This window comes from Casimicrobium huifangae (assembly GCF_009746125.1).
In the GTDB taxonomy this organism is placed as follows: Bacteria; Pseudomonadota; Gammaproteobacteria; order Burkholderiales; family Casimicrobiaceae; genus Casimicrobium; species Casimicrobium huifangae.
The window spans coordinates 1,335,274-1,348,596 of sequence record NZ_CP041352.1 but is presented as its reverse complement, the minus strand read 5'-3'; the positions used below and the strand labels follow the sequence as shown (position 1 = coordinate 1,348,596).

The 13,323-nt window shown below is 62.3% G+C and carries 19 protein-coding genes; 1 reads left to right on the top strand and 18 read right to left on the bottom strand.

Translation table 11 applies throughout. The annotated features are described in order from the left end of the window. Positions 1-3: 3 nt before the first annotated feature. The 18 genes from tatC to ribBA all read right to left on the bottom strand — a co-directional run bounded on the left by tatC (position 4) and on the right by ribBA (position 12,150). A complete protein-coding gene (gene tatC / locus FKL89_RS06320; RefSeq protein ID WP_156861957.1) occupies positions 4-756 on the bottom strand; it encodes a twin-arginine translocase subunit TatC in 753 nt (250 codons plus the stop codon). Positions 757-855: 99 nt separating this feature from the next. Beyond that, positions 856-1,374: a Sec-independent protein translocase protein TatB gene (tatB, locus tag FKL89_RS06315; RefSeq protein WP_156861956.1), complete on the bottom strand. Its 519-nt coding sequence runs from the start codon at positions 1,372-1,374 to the stop codon at positions 856-858. Between the two features lie 145 nt (positions 1,375-1,519). Continuing rightward, positions 1,520-1,744: a Sec-independent protein translocase subunit TatA gene (gene tatA, locus FKL89_RS06310; protein ID WP_156861955.1), complete on the bottom strand. Its 225-nt coding sequence runs from the start codon at positions 1,742-1,744 to the stop codon at positions 1,520-1,522. Between the two features lie 11 nt (positions 1,745-1,755). Then, entirely contained in the window at positions 1,756-1,917 is a 162-nt protein-coding gene (locus tag FKL89_RS06305) for a twin-arginine translocase TatA/TatE family subunit (protein WP_156861954.1), read from the bottom strand. A 12-nt stretch (positions 1,918-1,929) separates the two neighbouring features. Then, the gene (locus FKL89_RS06300) at positions 1,930-2,292 is read right to left on the bottom strand and encodes a histidine triad nucleotide-binding protein (protein WP_156861953.1); all 363 of its coding nucleotides are present in this window, start codon (positions 2,290-2,292) and stop codon (positions 1,930-1,932) included. Between the two features lie 218 nt (positions 2,293-2,510). Further along, on the bottom strand, positions 2,511-2,882 hold the full coding sequence (locus FKL89_RS06295) for a phosphoribosyl-ATP diphosphatase (RefSeq protein WP_156861952.1): 372 nt from the start codon (positions 2,880-2,882) through the stop codon (positions 2,511-2,513). Continuing rightward, positions 2,872-3,309, bottom strand: coding sequence for a phosphoribosyl-AMP cyclohydrolase (gene hisI / locus FKL89_RS06290; protein ID WP_156861951.1), 438 nt, complete (start codon positions 3,307-3,309; stop codon positions 2,872-2,874). The genes FKL89_RS06295 and hisI overlap by 11 nt, the downstream gene beginning before the upstream one ends. A gap of 212 nt (positions 3,310-3,521) precedes the next feature. Further along, on the bottom strand, positions 3,522-4,169 hold the full coding sequence (gene maiA, locus FKL89_RS06285; protein WP_156861950.1) for a maleylacetoacetate isomerase: 648 nt from the start codon (positions 4,167-4,169) through the stop codon (positions 3,522-3,524). A gap of 55 nt (positions 4,170-4,224) precedes the next feature. After that, on the bottom strand, positions 4,225-5,412 hold the full coding sequence (locus tag FKL89_RS06280; RefSeq protein ID WP_156861949.1) for an acyl-CoA dehydrogenase: 1,188 nt from the start codon (positions 5,410-5,412) through the stop codon (positions 4,225-4,227). Between the two features lie 67 nt (positions 5,413-5,479). Then, positions 5,480-6,079, bottom strand: coding sequence for a riboflavin synthase (locus tag FKL89_RS06275; protein WP_156861948.1), 600 nt, complete (start codon positions 6,077-6,079; stop codon positions 5,480-5,482). Between the two features lie 12 nt (positions 6,080-6,091). Further along, complete coding sequence (gene ribD / locus FKL89_RS06270) at positions 6,092-7,186, bottom strand: bifunctional diaminohydroxyphosphoribosylaminopyrimidine deaminase/5-amino-6-(5-phosphoribosylamino)uracil reductase RibD (RefSeq protein ID WP_156861947.1); 1,095 nt, start codon at positions 7,184-7,186, stop codon at positions 6,092-6,094. After that, positions 7,179-7,670, bottom strand: a complete 492-nt coding sequence (gene nrdR, locus FKL89_RS06265) for a transcriptional regulator NrdR (protein WP_156861946.1) — start codon at positions 7,668-7,670, stop codon at positions 7,179-7,181. Before nrdR ends, ribD begins: the two co-directional genes overlap by 8 nt. Positions 7,671-7,783: 113 nt before the next feature. Beyond that, positions 7,784-8,332, bottom strand: coding sequence for a CinA family protein (locus FKL89_RS06260; RefSeq protein WP_156861945.1), 549 nt, complete (start codon positions 8,330-8,332; stop codon positions 7,784-7,786). A 10-nt stretch (positions 8,333-8,342) separates the two neighbouring features. After that, positions 8,343-8,843, bottom strand: coding sequence for a phosphatidylglycerophosphatase A family protein (locus FKL89_RS06255; RefSeq protein ID WP_238363508.1), 501 nt, complete (start codon positions 8,841-8,843; stop codon positions 8,343-8,345). Beyond that, positions 8,840-9,880 carry a thiamine-phosphate kinase gene (thiL, locus tag FKL89_RS06250; protein ID WP_156861944.1) on the bottom strand — a complete coding sequence of 347 codons (1,041 nt, stop codon included), beginning with the start codon at positions 9,878-9,880 and terminating at the stop codon, positions 8,840-8,842. The genes FKL89_RS06255 and thiL overlap by 4 nt, the downstream gene beginning before the upstream one ends. Before the next feature lie 33 nt (positions 9,881-9,913). Continuing rightward, complete coding sequence (nusB, locus tag FKL89_RS06245) at positions 9,914-10,426, bottom strand: transcription antitermination factor NusB (RefSeq protein ID WP_156861943.1); 513 nt, start codon at positions 10,424-10,426, stop codon at positions 9,914-9,916. Between the two features lie 15 nt (positions 10,427-10,441). Further along, positions 10,442-10,897, bottom strand: a complete 456-nt coding sequence (gene ribH, locus FKL89_RS06240) for a 6,7-dimethyl-8-ribityllumazine synthase (RefSeq protein ID WP_238363507.1) — start codon at positions 10,895-10,897, stop codon at positions 10,442-10,444. A gap of 110 nt (positions 10,898-11,007) precedes the next feature. Continuing rightward, a complete protein-coding gene (gene ribBA / locus FKL89_RS06235; RefSeq protein WP_156861941.1) occupies positions 11,008-12,150 on the bottom strand; it encodes a bifunctional 3,4-dihydroxy-2-butanone-4-phosphate synthase/GTP cyclohydrolase II in 1,143 nt (380 codons plus the stop codon). Positions 12,151-12,306: 156 nt separating this feature from the next. On the opposite strand from ribBA, the gene FKL89_RS06230 reads away from it, so the two are divergent. Further along, positions 12,307-13,044 (top strand): spermine/spermidine synthase domain-containing protein, encoded by a 738-nt coding sequence (locus FKL89_RS06230; protein ID WP_156861940.1) that lies wholly within the window; start codon positions 12,307-12,309, stop codon positions 13,042-13,044. The last annotated feature ends 279 nt before the right edge of the window (positions 13,045-13,323 follow it).

The following is a 13,323-nucleotide window of genomic DNA, read 5'->3' as shown; positions in this document are numbered from 1 at the left end:
GCCCTACTCGCTGTCAGCGTCGGCGCGGGTACGCGGCGTAATGAAGCGGCTGACGAGGATGCCTACCTCGTAGAGCACCACCAGTGGCACCGCAAGGAACAACTGCGACAGCACGTCCGGCGGAGTAACCACGGCGGCAATCACGAACGCAGCAACGATGAAATAACCGCGAAACTCGGCGAGCTGCCTGACTGTCACGATGCCGGCGCGCGTCAGCACGGCGAGCACCACCGGTGTCTCGAACGTGATGCCGAAAGCGATGAACATGGTCAGCGCAAAGCTCCAGTACTTGTCGATGTCGGTCGCCATCTGCACGCCCACCGGCGTAAAGCTGACGAAAGTCTTGAAGATCGACGGGAACACGACGAAATAGGCGAACGCCATGCCGGCGAAGAACAGCAGCGTGGACGACACGATGATCGGCAGCGCCATCTTCTTTTCGTGCGCGTAGAGCCCCGGCGCCACGAAGGCCCACATCTGGTAGAGCACGACCGGCAGCGAAATCAGGAAACCCGCCATCAGCGTCACCTTCAAGGGAATGAAGAAGGTGCCGGTGACGTCGGTCGCGATCATCGTGGCGCCATTGGGCAGCGCATGCATCATCGGCGCTGCGACCAGTGAGTACAGCTCTTTCATGCCCGGCCAGGCCATCAGCGCAAAGGTAGCCACCAGCACGGCGACCACCGCTTTCACCAGCCGCTCGCGCAACTCGATCAGGTGCGAGATGAAAGTTTCCTGGGGGGTATCAGTGGACATGAGAGCGGGACTTAGCGGTAGGAGCGGCTACTCATGCCGCGACGTTGTCTCACCAGGGTGGCTGCGGCGGTCCCGCACCGGCACTTCGAACGCACGGATTCAGGCAACTTTCTTGCTGACGTTGTCCGATGGATTCAGTGTGGCGCTCATCTGCTCGGCGGTGATCACCGGAGCGGACGAGTTAGCTGCCGATGCAGGCTGAGCCTGTTCGGCGATGGACTTTTCGAGCGCCTGCACTTCATCCTGCGCGGTCAGCGTGGCGTTGTGCACCGGAGCAATGCTGTTTTCGACAGATGTCGTGGCGGCGGCGTTGGCTTCGGCGAGCGACGTGTTGACGCTGCCCTGAACACTGGCTGCTTCAGCTTCGACGCTACGTCCTGCCTCGTTGACTGCCGACTCGAAACTGCGCGCGGCGTCCTGCGCCTGCTGCTGCAGCTTGCGCAGTTCGTCCATCTGCATCTCGCGGTCGATGTCCTGCTTGACCTGATTGGCGTAGCTACGCGCTCGACCGAGCAGGTGCCCGAGCGTGCGCGCCACGCGCGGGAGCTTCTCCGGCCCGAGCACGATCAGCGCGACTACCGCGATGATCATCATCTTGCCGAAGGACAGTTCAAACATCTTGTCGCTCCGCGACAGGACGACGCGGGCCGGGCCCGCTATGACGGCGCCCGCCATACGGCGGGCTATGACGACGCGCCTGCGGCGCTAGGACGAAAAAAGATAAGTCATTCGTCATTGGTCATTCGTCCTGCGCCAATCGGCGCTAGACCTTGTCGCGCTTGACTTCGCCTTCGAGCACCTGCGGGGCGGCCTGGGCACTGCTTTCGACGTTGCCCTTGGCGGCCTCTTCGCCGCCCTTCATGCCTTGCTTGAAATCACTCACGGCACCACCGAGGTCCTTGCCGACATTGCGCAGTTTCTTGGTGCCGAAAATCAGCACGACGACCAGCAGCACGATCAACCAGTGCCAAATCGAGAACGAACCCATCAGCCAACTCCTCAAAGTCCGCGCAGCGCTGCAAACAGCAGCCACGCTATCAACAAACCAGCGCCACCTTCAACCAGTGGCATCCATTTAATCGTTGCAGCCTGCTGGCTACCAAACAAAAACAGCACGACCAGCAGCACCAGCGTCCAGTGCCAGGGCGAGAACGTTGCCATCGCCGCCGTCAATCATTCATCCATCGCCATCATGCGCCCGAGCGGCCCGGGGCCGCCCAGCACGTGCATGTGCAGGTGAAACACATCCTGCCGCCCGACCCGGCCATCGTTGATGATGGTACGGAAACCGTCGACCGAGCCCTGCTCGCGTGCCACCTGCGGCGCAACAAGCATCATTTTACCGAGCACCGAGTGGTCTGCGGCCTGCGCCTCCGACAACCGCGCAATGTGCTTCTTCGGCACCAGCAGCACATGCACCGGCGCGGAGGGGTGAATGTCCTTGAAGCCAAGCACCTCGTCGTCTTCATAGACCTTGCTGGACGGGATTTCGCCGCGAACAATCTTGCAGAAGATGCAGTCTTTATCGGTGCTCATGGTGATTTACGGATTAGTTGCCGATACGGTTTCGCAGGCCGCGTCGCTCAAGGGAAACGCTGAACAAGTCCCCGCGAAGCTGCGCGCGGCGGATCGGGATGGATGGCCAGGCGCAAAACGCAGTCGTAGCGGGGCTACGACGAGGCTTTGCAACGATGCCAGCCGCCCGAGTCCGTCGATGCGCGGCTCGTGAGGGACTTGTTCAGCGTTTCCCAAGGTCATTTGGGCCGCGAGGCCTTCTCTTCAATCCCGGACAAACCCTCGCGCCGCGCCAGTTCGGCCAGCACGTCAGCGCCACCGACATCGTAGCGCGACATGGCGACCAGCATATGAAACCACACGTCAGCCGCCTCGCCGACCACACGCTCACGGTCCTCGGCGCTGGCTTCCAGTTCTGCGTCCTTGCAGGCCATGATGAATTCGGCCGCCTCTTCGCCGACCTTCTTGAGCGCGGCATCCGGCGCCTTCGCCATCAGTTTGGCGACGTAGGATTTGGCCGGGTCGGCGCCGGCGCGTGAGGCGATGGTCTGCGCCAGGCGGGCAAACAGGTCGGCGCTGCTTGCGCTGGACGCTACCGGATCAGCGCTCACCGTAGATCTCCGCTTCGGACTTCACCGGTTCAAACTGGTTCACCCAGCCGCCGTTTTCGAGCTTGCGAAAAAAGCAGTTGCGGCGCCCGGTGTGGCAGGCGATGCCGCCCAGCTGATCCACTTTCATCAACACCACGTCGCCATCGCAGTCGATCCGAATCTCGCGCAGGATCTGCAAATGCCCGGAGCTTTCGCCCTTCATCCACGCCGACCGGCGCGACCGCGAGTAGTAACAGGCACGGCCCGTCGAAAGCGTACGCAATAACGCATCGCGGTCCATCCAGGCCACCATCAGGATTTCGTTGGTCACGGCGTCCTGGGCGATGGCCGGGATCAGGCCCTGCGCGTCAAAGCGCACCTCGGCCAGTGCCGTCGCCGAAATCGGGGCATCGAGCACGGCAGGACCGGAAACAGGGGAATCAGACATCAGAGCAGTCTATCAGCAGCAGCAACAGCTTTTCCCGGAAACGCCCATTCCAAAAGGGCTCAGAACCATAAAACAGCATTTATCGACTTTTACGATATTCACCGCTTGCGCCCTTGTTCAGCGGGCATTTCGCACGGAAGCCAATGACCGCCAAAGCCCCGTTCGCAGTCCCGGATGCCGCTTCATGAGTGGTCACCGCCAGGCTCCCACGGTCAAGGTGAGAAATCGGGCTGGTTCTTCGGGTGTGCGCTGATGAACGCTGGCAACGTGTTGCACAGCGCGTCAATCGCGGCAACGCGCGGATATTTCGACACATCGACGTTGAAGCGTCGTGCCGAAAACACCTGCGGCACCAGCACGCAGTCGGCCAGCGTCGGCATGTCGTCGAAGCAGAAATGCCCGCTCATGCCCGATTGCTCCAGCGTCTTTTCAAAGGCACCGAGCCCGATCGTGATCCAGTGCGCAATCCAGGCGTTCTTCTGCTCATTGGTCGCACCCAGCTCACCGCTCAGGTAGTTGAGCACGCGCACGTTGTTGAGCGGATGCACGTCGCAAGCCAACGCCAGCGCCAGCGCTCGCACATGCGCACGATCCACAGCGTCTTTCGGCAACAGCGAGGTGTCGCCCAGCCCGGCGTCGTCGAGATATTCCATGATCGCGAGCGATTGCGTCAGCACCGCGCCATCGTCAGCCACCAGCGTCGGCACCAGGCCGGCCGGATTGAGCTTCAGGTAATCCGGCGCCCGGTGCTGCGCCTTCAGCAGATGTACGCCCACGTGCTGCCAGGTCAGCCCTTTGAGGTTCAAAGCGATACGAACCCGGTATGCCGCCGATGACCGGTAATAGTTGTAGAGCTTCATGGTGGTACCAGGGAGGTAGGTTGTTGACCGCGCCGCTTGCCGTCCGCGTCCGGGCTCAGTTCGCGAATGCCGCAATACCGGTCTGCGCACGCCCGAGGATGAGGGCATGGATGTCGTGCGTGCCCTCGTAGGTGTTGACCACCTCAAGGTTGACCAGGTGGCGGGCAACGCCGTATTCGTCGCTGATGCCGTTGCCGCCCATCATGTCGCGGGCGAGGCGAGCGATATCGAGCGACTTGCCGCAACTATTGCGCTTCATGATGCTGGTGATTTCAACGGCGGCGCTGCCCTCGTCCTTCATCCGGCCCAAACGCAGGCAGCCCTGTAAACCAAGCGTGATCTCGGTCTGCATGTCGGCGAGTTTCTTCTGGATCAACTGGTTCGCCGCGAGCGGACGGCCGAACTGCTTGCGATCAAGCACGTACAGGCGCGCGCGGTGCCAGCAATCTTCGGCGGCGCCCAGCGCACCCCAGGCGATGCCGTAGCGAGCCGAATTCAGGCAGGTGAACGGGCCCTTCAGCCCCTCAACGCCGGGCATCTCGTTCTCGGCCGGGACGAAGACCTCATCCATCACGATTTCACCAGTCGTTGATGCACGCAGACCAACCTTGCCCTTGATCGCCGGTGCGGACAGGCCCTTCATGCCCTTTTCGAGAATGAAGCCGCGAATGCGACCTTCGTCGTTCTTGGCCCATACGACGAAAACATCAGCGAACGGCGAATTGGAGATCCACATCTTGGCGCCCGACAGCGAGAAGCCGCCCGGCACGCTGCGCGCGCGGGTGATCATGCTGCCCGGGTCGGAGCCATGATTCGGCTCGGTCAGACCGAAGCAGCCGATCCATTCGCCGGTAGCGAGCTTCGGCAGGTATTTCTGCTTCTGCGCCTCGGAACCGAACTCGTTGATCGGCACCATCACCAGCGAACTCTGCACGCTCATCATCGAGCGATAGCCGGAGTCGACGCGCTCAATCTCGCGCGCGATCAGGCCGTAGCAGACGTAGTTGAGGCCCGCGCCACCGTACTGCTCGGGAATCGTCGGGCCGAGAAGACCCAGCTCGCCCATCTCGCGAAAGATCGCCGGATCAGTATGTTCGCTGCGGAATGCCTCGGTCACACGAGGCAGCAGCTTGTCCTGCGCATAGGCGGCCGCCGCGTCGCGCACCATGCGCTCGTCGTCGGTCAGTTGCTGGTCGAGCAGGAGCGGATCGCTCCAGTTGAAGGTGGCTTTGCTGTTGGCCATGGAAAATCCCCGGATTCGCTTGCGATGAATACTGTTGAAACCGATTCTAGGTGCTGCGCGGTCGCCTTCAGGCCCTCGCCGTCATGCGCTCAACGTAGCGGGCAATGGTGTCGATCTCGACGTTCACCCGGCCACCCTGCTTCAGTTCGCTGAAATTGGTGACCTGAAAGGTGTGCGGAATCACGTTGATCTGGAAGCGCGTGCCAGTGGCGACGTCATCGACGGCGTTAACCGTCAGGCTCACCCCGTTGACCGTGACGGAGCCCTTCTGCGCGATGAACTTGCCGAGATGCGCCGGCACTTCCACTTCCAGCAACCAGCTTTCCGCGAGGTTCTGCCATTTCGTCACCAAGCCCGTCGCGTCAACATGGCCAGTGACGAGATGGCCGCCAAGTTTGTCGGCAAGGGTCAGCGATTTTTCAAGGTTGACCAGCGCACCCACCCCGAGCCCGGTAACCACGCTGAGGGTGTGCGCCGTAACATCGGAGCGCAACACGCCCGTGCCTTTCTCGACGATGGTCAGACAGCAGCCCGAATGCATGATCGAGTCGCCGATCGCGATATCGTCGAGCGGCCAGTCACCGCACGCGACGGTGATGCGCTGGCCGTCGCCAATGGGTTGGTGTGCAGTCACGCGGCCGAGGCCAGTCACGATTCCTGTAAACATTTTTTTGCCTTGCTACTTGCTGCGCAACAGTACGCGCACATCGTCGCCCACGCGGCTGACATCATGAAGGTCAAACTGGATGGCGTCGCCGAGCTTGTCCGGCGCCGCCAGCGAGAACATCTCGCGAGCGTCACGACCGAGCAGTTTCGGCGCCAGATAGACCAGCAGTTCATCAACCAGTCCCGCCGCGATCAGTGGTCCCATCAGGCGTGCGCCCGCCTCGACGTGCAGCTCGTTGATGCCGCGGGTACCGAGATCCTGCATGGTCGCCGCAAGGTCGATCTTGCCTGGATTCGCCGGATCGGGCAGCCGCACCACTTCCACGTTGGCCGGCAAACCGACGGCAACGTGGTCCGAACAGTAGACCAGCGCGCCGCCCTGCAGCACTTTGGCCAGCGGGCTCAGCTCACCCATGTGATCGAACACCACCCGCAACGGCTGCCGCAACGGCAGCGGCGTGCTGACGCCGCGCACGGTCATCTGCGGGTTGTCCTGCTTGACCGTACCGCTTCCCGTAAGCACGGCGCAGGCGCGCGCGCGCCAGCGATGGCCGTCGCGGCGTGCTTCGTCGCCAGTGATCCATTTCGATTCACCGTTGGCGAGCCCGGTACGGCCATCAATACTCGCCGCCACCTTGCAGCGCACCCAGGGCAGGCCGGTCGCCATGCGCTTGATGAAGCCGATGTTGAGCTCGGTGGCATCCTGCTGCAGCAGTCCCACCCGCACGTCGATGCCCGCTTCGCGCAGGCGCTCGAAGCCAGTACCGCTGACCCGCGGGTTCGGGTCTTCCATCGCCGCCACCACGCGACCGACGCCTGCGCCAATCAGCGCCTCGGTGCAGGGCGGTGTCTTGCCGAAATGATTGCAGGGCTCGAGCGTGATGTAGGCAGTGGCGCCGCTCAGATCCTGCCCCTTCGCCCGCGCGTTGCGGATGGCATGCGCCTCGGCGTGCGGTTCGCCGGGACGTTGGGTGAAGCCTTCCGCGATCACCTGACGGTCCCGCACCAGTACGCAGCCGACGCGCGGGTTCGGCGTGGCGTGATTCATTGCCATTGCCGCCAGATCAAGCGCGCGCCGCATGAAAGTTTCGTCGGTCGCGCTAAACATGCTTCGCTTTCTTCGCCGCGGGCTTCTTGGCCGCCGGGCGCTCGACCTCGTGCAACGCGGAGCGGAAGTCCTCGACATCCTGAAACGATTTGTAGACCGATGCGAAACGGATGTAGGCCACCTTGTCGAGCTTGTAAAGCTCGGCCATCACCATTTCGCCGATGCTGCGCGATGGAATTTCCCGTTCGCCGAGGCTGTGGATGTTGGCAGTGATCCGCGCAATCGCCTGATCGACAAATTCAGTGGGCACAAAGCGCTTGTGCAGCGCGCGGTTGAAGCCGGTGCGAATTTTTTCGACGTTGAAATCGAGCCGTGTGCCATTGCTCTTGACTACCTGCGGCATGCGCATTTCAACCGTCTCAAACGTGGTGAAACGCTTGTCGCAGGCCAGGCATTTGCGACGACGACGGATGGCGTCACCCGTCTCGGAGACACGTGAGTCGATCACCTGCGTATCAAGGGAGCCGCAAAATGGACATTTCATGCGGATGCGTTCGTAGTGGAGCTTGGAAAGAGCCAGCGACGGCGGTATTCGCAGTGTATCGGGTCAATCTGCGGCGCGCGGGATTAGTCTACCGACCTGTTTCGTCGTCAATCTCACACGGTCCCGCTAATGACAATGCGATTCAGTTCGCTCAGCACGTAGTTGACGCTCTGCTCACGCACCGCATTGCGGTCACCCGCGAAGTGGCGGGTCGTCGCCCGTACCGAAATTGCTTCCTGCCGCGTCTGCGGATCGTCGGTCGGCCTCAGTGCAAAAGCAAAGCACACCATCCCCACAGGTTTGGCAGGGCTACCGCCGATTGGCCCGGCGACACCAGTGACCGAATAAGCCAGGTTGGGGGCATTGCTTTGGTCGGCGCACCGCAAGGCGCCGCAAGCCATTTCACGCGCCGTCTGCTCGCTCACCGCACCGAAGGCATCGAGCGTTGACGCATTGACACCAAGCAGATCCATCTTGGCCTCGTTGCTGTAAGTCACCAAAGCACGGTCCACCCAGGCCGACGAACCGCTGACGCTGGTGAGCACCGCAGAGATCAGGCCACCCGTGCAACTCTCGGCACCGGCGATCACCCGCCGCTGCGCCACGCAGTTTTCGCCGAGATGTGCCGCCAGCTTGATCCACTCATCGAACAACGCGTGCATCGCTGTGCCCTCAAACGAAACGAATCCACAGCGCCATGACAAACATCGTCAGCGCCGCTGCGACCAGATCGTCCAGCATCACCCCGACCGCGCCCTTGACGTTGCGATCAGCCCAGCCGACCGGCCCGGGTTTGCGGATATCGAAAAAGCGGAACAGCAGAAACGCCGAGGCCTGCTTCCACATGGCGCCGGGCAACATTGCAGTAATCAGCGCCATAGCGATCACCTCGTCCCAGACGATGGCGCCATGGTCACTTTCGCCCAATGCGCGCCCGGTAACACCGGCCGCCCAGGTGCCGATAAGCAGGGCGCCGAACAGGGCTGCAAAAAAGAGCGTGTCGCCCAACAGGGGTTGCAGCCAGCGCGCTGCGAACAGGCCCAGCAGCGTGCCAAACGTCCCGGGTGCGAACGGCGCGAGACCGGCACCAAAGCCCAACGAAATCACGTGTGCCGGATGCGACAGCATGAAACGCAGCGAAGGTTCACGACTTTGCGTTGCCACATCACTCATGCGAAATGATCCCAGCCCTTGCTTTCGATGTTCATCAGGCGCGATTGTGCGTCAAGCACGCGCACTGCAGGTCTGTTGGCGGAGGTTGTCACGCGGCCGATACACGCTCCGGCCAAGTCCTGCGCCGCCAGCAGTCGCACCACATCGTCGTGACGGGACGATGGCGCGGTAAACAGCAGCTCGTAGGTGTCACCCGTCGCCAGCAGGCAATGCTGTGCCAGGCGCGCGCGCAAGATGCGATTGCGCTCGTTGCCGGTAGCAACCGTATTCATCACCGGCGCTGCCTGCCCGACATCGCTGCGGTCAACATCGGTGATGCCGGTGGGAATCGCCACGATGTCGATGTCAATGTCGACGCCGGATGCCGACGCCAGATGTTGCGCCTCACTGAGCAGACCGTCGGAAATGTCAATGCAACTGCTTGCCACGTCCCTAAGCGCGAGGCCGAGGGCCACCCGCGCAGTCGGGCACTCGTACTTGTCGATCTGCGCGGGACTCGCGGTGATGACCAGCTCCCCCGCACCATCACCATCCTGCAGCAGCGCTGTCAGCGCCCAGCCCGCGTCCCCCACCGGTCCACTGACCCAAAGTTCATCGCCGGGGCAAGCGCCGGTACGGGTCAACACCTGACCGGGTGGCACATCACCCAGCGCTGTCAGCGCGATCGCCATCGGGCCGCGGGTGGTATTGCCGCCGACCAGTTCGACCTCGAACTCGTCGAGTGCGGCCCACAGGCCAGCCGCGAACGCTGCGACCCAGCTTTCGTCAATCTCGGGCAGGGTCAGCGACAGCAGGGCGTAGCGAGGTGCAGCACCCATCGCTGCGAGATCGCTCAGATTGACATGCACCGCCCGACGCCCGAGTCGCTCAGGCGTGATCGAGGGCAGAAAGTGACGCCCGGCCACCAGTGTGTCGGTGGTGATGGCGAACACGTTGCCGGGTGCCGGCGCCACCAGTGCGCAATCGTCGCCATTGCCCAACACGGAGGTGCGGCTGCGACGTTTGAAGAAGCGTTCGATCAGCTCAAACTCGGTCATCGCGAACGCCGCAGGTGGAAGTGGCGGCGGAATTCAGCGCCGGCCGCGCGTCGGTGCCGCTGCAACCTCGTCGGCGCGCAGCAGTGGCGCCAGCTTGTCGAGCACCCCATTGACCCATTTGTGGCCGTCGGTGCCGCCAAAGGTCTTGGCCAATTCCACGGATTCATTGATTGCCACACGATACGGAATGTCGAGCCGCTGCCGAAGCTCCCAGGCGCCAATCAGGATGATGCTGCGCTCGATCGGGCTGACCTGTTCGAATGGACGATCCACATGCGGCTGCACAGCGGCGATCAACGCATCGGTATCGGTCGTCACCCCGGTCCACAGCTCGCGAAAGAAATCCTTGTCGGCCCGTTTGAAATCGGGCTCTCCCTCAGTGCGCAGGCGCACAGCGGCCACCTCGTGCCCCGCGACAAACAGTTCATACAGAGCCTGCACCGCGAACTCGCGTGCCCAGCGCCGCGCCGACTTTGGTTTTGTCGCTTTGGCGGGGGCCGCCTCGTTATCGGTCTTTGCCGCAGTAACGGCTTGCTTCTCGCTCATCATCAACTCCGGCGCTCAGTTCTCGCCAAAGTTCGAGTGCGTCCATTCCTGCAGCAGCGCCATTTCGACCGCCGCCTGTGCCGCCTCGTAGCCCTTCTGCTCGGCACGGCTCTCGGCCTGCTCGTCGGTATAGGTGGTCAGCACCCCATTGCCGATGGCCACATCGAGGTCAAGGCCAACGCGGGTGATGCCCGCCGCAGATTCATTGCAAACGACTTCGAAGTGATAGGTGTCACCCTTGATCACGCAACCGAGCGCAACCAGCGCGTCGAACTGCTCGGTTGCCGCAAACGCCTGCAGCGCCAGCGGAATTTCCAGCGCACCCGGCACCGTCACTTCGGCGACATCGTTGGCATCAACGCCCATTTCGGCCAGCGCCTTGCGGGCGCCGGCGAGCAGCTTTTCGCACACGGGTGCATTGAAGCGCGCGGTGACAACGCCGATTCGCAGTCCAGCGCCGCGGAGTTTCATGAGAGGTTGGAGTGCCATGGTTGTTTTGCTAACGAGTTGGGGTGCTGGCAATGTGCTGCCAGCGAATCAAATTGATGTTCCGGTCACGGCGACCGTTCGAATATGGGTGGTTACGATTCTTCGTACGCGACGACTTCAAGATCGAAGCCGGTCATCGATGGCATGCGGCGCGGCTTGGCCAATAGCCGCATCTTGCCCACACTGAGCGCACGCAGGATCTGCGCGCCGATGCCATAGGTGCGCAGGTCCACCTTGTGGGCATTGAGTGGCTTCGCGTTGAGCACCCGGTCACGCAAATCGGCCGCCGACTCGCTCCGGTGCAGCAGCACCAGCACGCCCGCCTCTGCCTGCTGCAGTCGGGCCAGCGCTTTCGGAATGCTCCATGAGTGGACGGCGGCGCTGGCGTCGAGCGTATCGATCACGGACAGCGGCTCATGCACGCGGACGACGGTCTCCTGCTCGCGGCTGGGCGTGCCCTTGACAATGGCCAGATGGGTGGCATCGGCGAGCTTTTCGCGGAAAACCTTCAGCGTGAATTCGCCCTGCGCCGTCTGCAACGGCCGCTCGCCAACGCACTCGACCAGATTTTCCTGCGCGGCGCGATACTGGATCAGGTCGGTGATGGCACCAATCTTGAGGCCGTGCTCCCTGGCGAATAGCAGCAAATCGGGCAGACGTGCCATGGTGCCGTCGTCCTTCATGACTTCGCAGATGACAGCCGCTGGTGTCAGGCCCGCCATGCGCGTCAGATCGCACCCCGCCTCGGTGTGCCCTGCCCGCATCAACACGCCGCCCGGCTGCGCCATGACCGGGAAAATGTGGCCAGGCTGCACGATGTCGGCAGGCTTGGCATTGAAGGCAACCGCAGCCTGCACGGTACGCGCCCGGTCAGCGGCGGAAATGCCGCTGGAGACGCCTTCGGCCGCCTCGATTGACATGGTGAAGTTAGTGCCGAACCCGGATCGGTTGCTGGCTGTCATCAGCGGCAAATTCAACTGCTGGCAACGTTCGGGCGTCAGCGTCAGACAGATCAGGCCGCGCGCGTACTTGGCCATGAAGTTGATCGCCTCGGGGGTGACGAACTCTGCTGCCAGCACCAGATCGCCTTCGTTTTCGCGATCTTCTTCGTCCACCAGAATCACCATTCGGCCAGCCTTGAGCTCGGCGATGATTTCAGGCACAGGCGCCAGCACCGATGGCGCGGGTGACGCAGCGCCGCGTACGGCGGCGAGTGAAGGTTTGGCAGTGGTCATGGCAAAGAGCGATCTCGGGTAGAGAAGGCTCTATTCTATTGGCTAGGCCTTGTCCGCACGATTTTCGCGAGACGCGCTGCTACGCGACCACGATGGCAGTCAGGGCAAAATCCTCTTTTCACCAATCCTTGCACGTCGCAGGCTCGCGCGCCACTCATGTCTGACCTCCTCATCTCGGAACACCTGGGCTTTCGCACCCTGCACTTTGGCTCCGAGTGGGTACAGGGCAGGATGCGCATCTCCCGCCCGGACGAACTGGCGCTGGGTTACGCGCAGGACATGTGTGCTGCACTGCTGTTTGTGCCGCCGCCGAAGCAGGTTTATGTGGCCGGTCTCGGCGTAGGTTCCTTGCCGCGCTGGGCGCTTGCCAACTGGAGCGACAGCCTGAAGCGACTCGACATCGTGGAGTTGCGTGACGACGTGATTTCGCTGACGCACTCTGCCTTTCCGCTGCCGCAGGACGATAGCCGTGTGCGTATCACGCAGGGAGATGCAGCCAAAGTCATCACCGAGCGGCCAGCATCAAGCTTCGACTGGATCTGGGTTGATTGCTACGACGGTCGCGGGCGCGTGGGCGCACTCGAATCGGCGGAGTTCTACGCCGAGGCACATCGTGTGTTGCGCAAGAACGGCGTATTCGTGGCCAACATGTGGAGCAGCGTGTCACGCTACCGTGGCGGACTGCGTCGGCTACGAGCGGTATTTGGCGTGGACAACATTGTTCTGTTGCCAGCTATCGCCACCGAAAACGTCACCGTCATCGCCAGCAAATCGCCACTACCGGCGCTGGATGCGCGTGCCTTACAGGCTCGTGCGCGCGCGCTTCGGGCCGACTACAAATTACCCTTTGAACGCTGGCTGAAGGCGCTGGCACCGGTCGCGACGGCGCTGTAACTCCGCGCCCTTGCACGCAGCAATGGCTCGGTCTTGTCTCCGCAAATTGCGCCGCGACAGGCCGGCACGACAGGCAGAAAAAAGCCCGCGGGCGTGTGAACGCGGCGCGGGCTGAAGGGTTCCCTCCTCCTCGAGGAAATCAGGGGCGATTATAGGGTCATTTATAAGAGTTACAAGCCCTTTCTGGTGCTTTTGTCACTTTTTTGGTGCCATAACCCGTATCAGCCGATAGCCATGCGATAAAACGCAAGCGGACACGCAGATGACTACGACGCGCTT

Bases quoted from the DNA above. Each gene is read 5' to 3' on its own strand.
- FKL89_RS06280 (WP_156861949.1), bottom strand. From the start codon at position 5,412: ATGGCCAACAGCAAAGCCACCTTCAACTGGAGCGATCCGCTCCTGCTC.
- FKL89_RS06275 (WP_156861948.1), bottom strand. From the start codon at position 6,079: ATGTTTACAGGAATCGTGACTGGCCTCGGCCGCGTGACTGCACACCAA.
- ribBA (WP_156861941.1), bottom strand. From the start codon at position 12,150: ATGACCACTGCCAAACCTTCACTCGCCGCCGTACGCGGCGCTGCGTCA.
- thiL (WP_156861944.1), bottom strand. From the start codon at position 9,880: ATGACCGAGTTTGAGCTGATCGAACGCTTCTTCAAACGTCGCAGCCGC.
- hisI (WP_156861951.1), bottom strand. From the start codon at position 3,309: ATGTCTGATTCCCCTGTTTCCGGTCCTGCCGTGCTCGATGCCCCGATT.
- FKL89_RS06230 (WP_156861940.1), top strand. From the start codon at position 12,307: ATGTCTGACCTCCTCATCTCGGAACACCTGGGCTTTCGCACCCTGCAC.
- FKL89_RS06260 (WP_156861945.1), bottom strand. From the start codon at position 8,332: ATGCACGCGTTGTTCGATGAGTGGATCAAGCTGGCGGCACATCTCGGC.
- maiA (WP_156861950.1), bottom strand. From the start codon at position 4,169: ATGAAGCTCTACAACTATTACCGGTCATCGGCGGCATACCGGGTTCGT.
- nusB (WP_156861943.1), bottom strand. From the start codon at position 10,426: ATGAGCGAGAAGCAAGCCGTTACTGCGGCAAAGACCGATAACGAGGCG.
- FKL89_RS06300 (WP_156861953.1), bottom strand. From the start codon at position 2,292: ATGAGCACCGATAAAGACTGCATCTTCTGCAAGATTGTTCGCGGCGAA.
- FKL89_RS06255 (WP_238363508.1), bottom strand. From the start codon at position 8,843: ATGAGTGATGTGGCAACGCAAAGTCGTGAACCTTCGCTGCGTTTCATG.
- FKL89_RS06305 (WP_156861954.1), bottom strand. From the start codon at position 1,917: ATGGCAACGTTCTCGCCCTGGCACTGGACGCTGGTGCTGCTGGTCGTG.
- ribH (WP_238363507.1), bottom strand. From the start codon at position 10,897: ATGAAACTCCGCGGCGCTGGACTGCGAATCGGCGTTGTCACCGCGCGC.
- tatB (WP_156861956.1), bottom strand. From the start codon at position 1,374: ATGTTTGAACTGTCCTTCGGCAAGATGATGATCATCGCGGTAGTCGCG.
- tatA (WP_156861955.1), bottom strand. From the start codon at position 1,744: ATGGGTTCGTTCTCGATTTGGCACTGGTTGATCGTGCTGCTGGTCGTC.
- nrdR (WP_156861946.1), bottom strand. From the start codon at position 7,670: ATGAAATGTCCATTTTGCGGCTCCCTTGATACGCAGGTGATCGACTCA.
- tatC (WP_156861957.1), bottom strand. From the start codon at position 756: ATGTCCACTGATACCCCCCAGGAAACTTTCATCTCGCACCTGATCGAG.
- ribD (WP_156861947.1), bottom strand. From the start codon at position 7,186: ATGTTTAGCGCGACCGACGAAACTTTCATGCGGCGCGCGCTTGATCTG.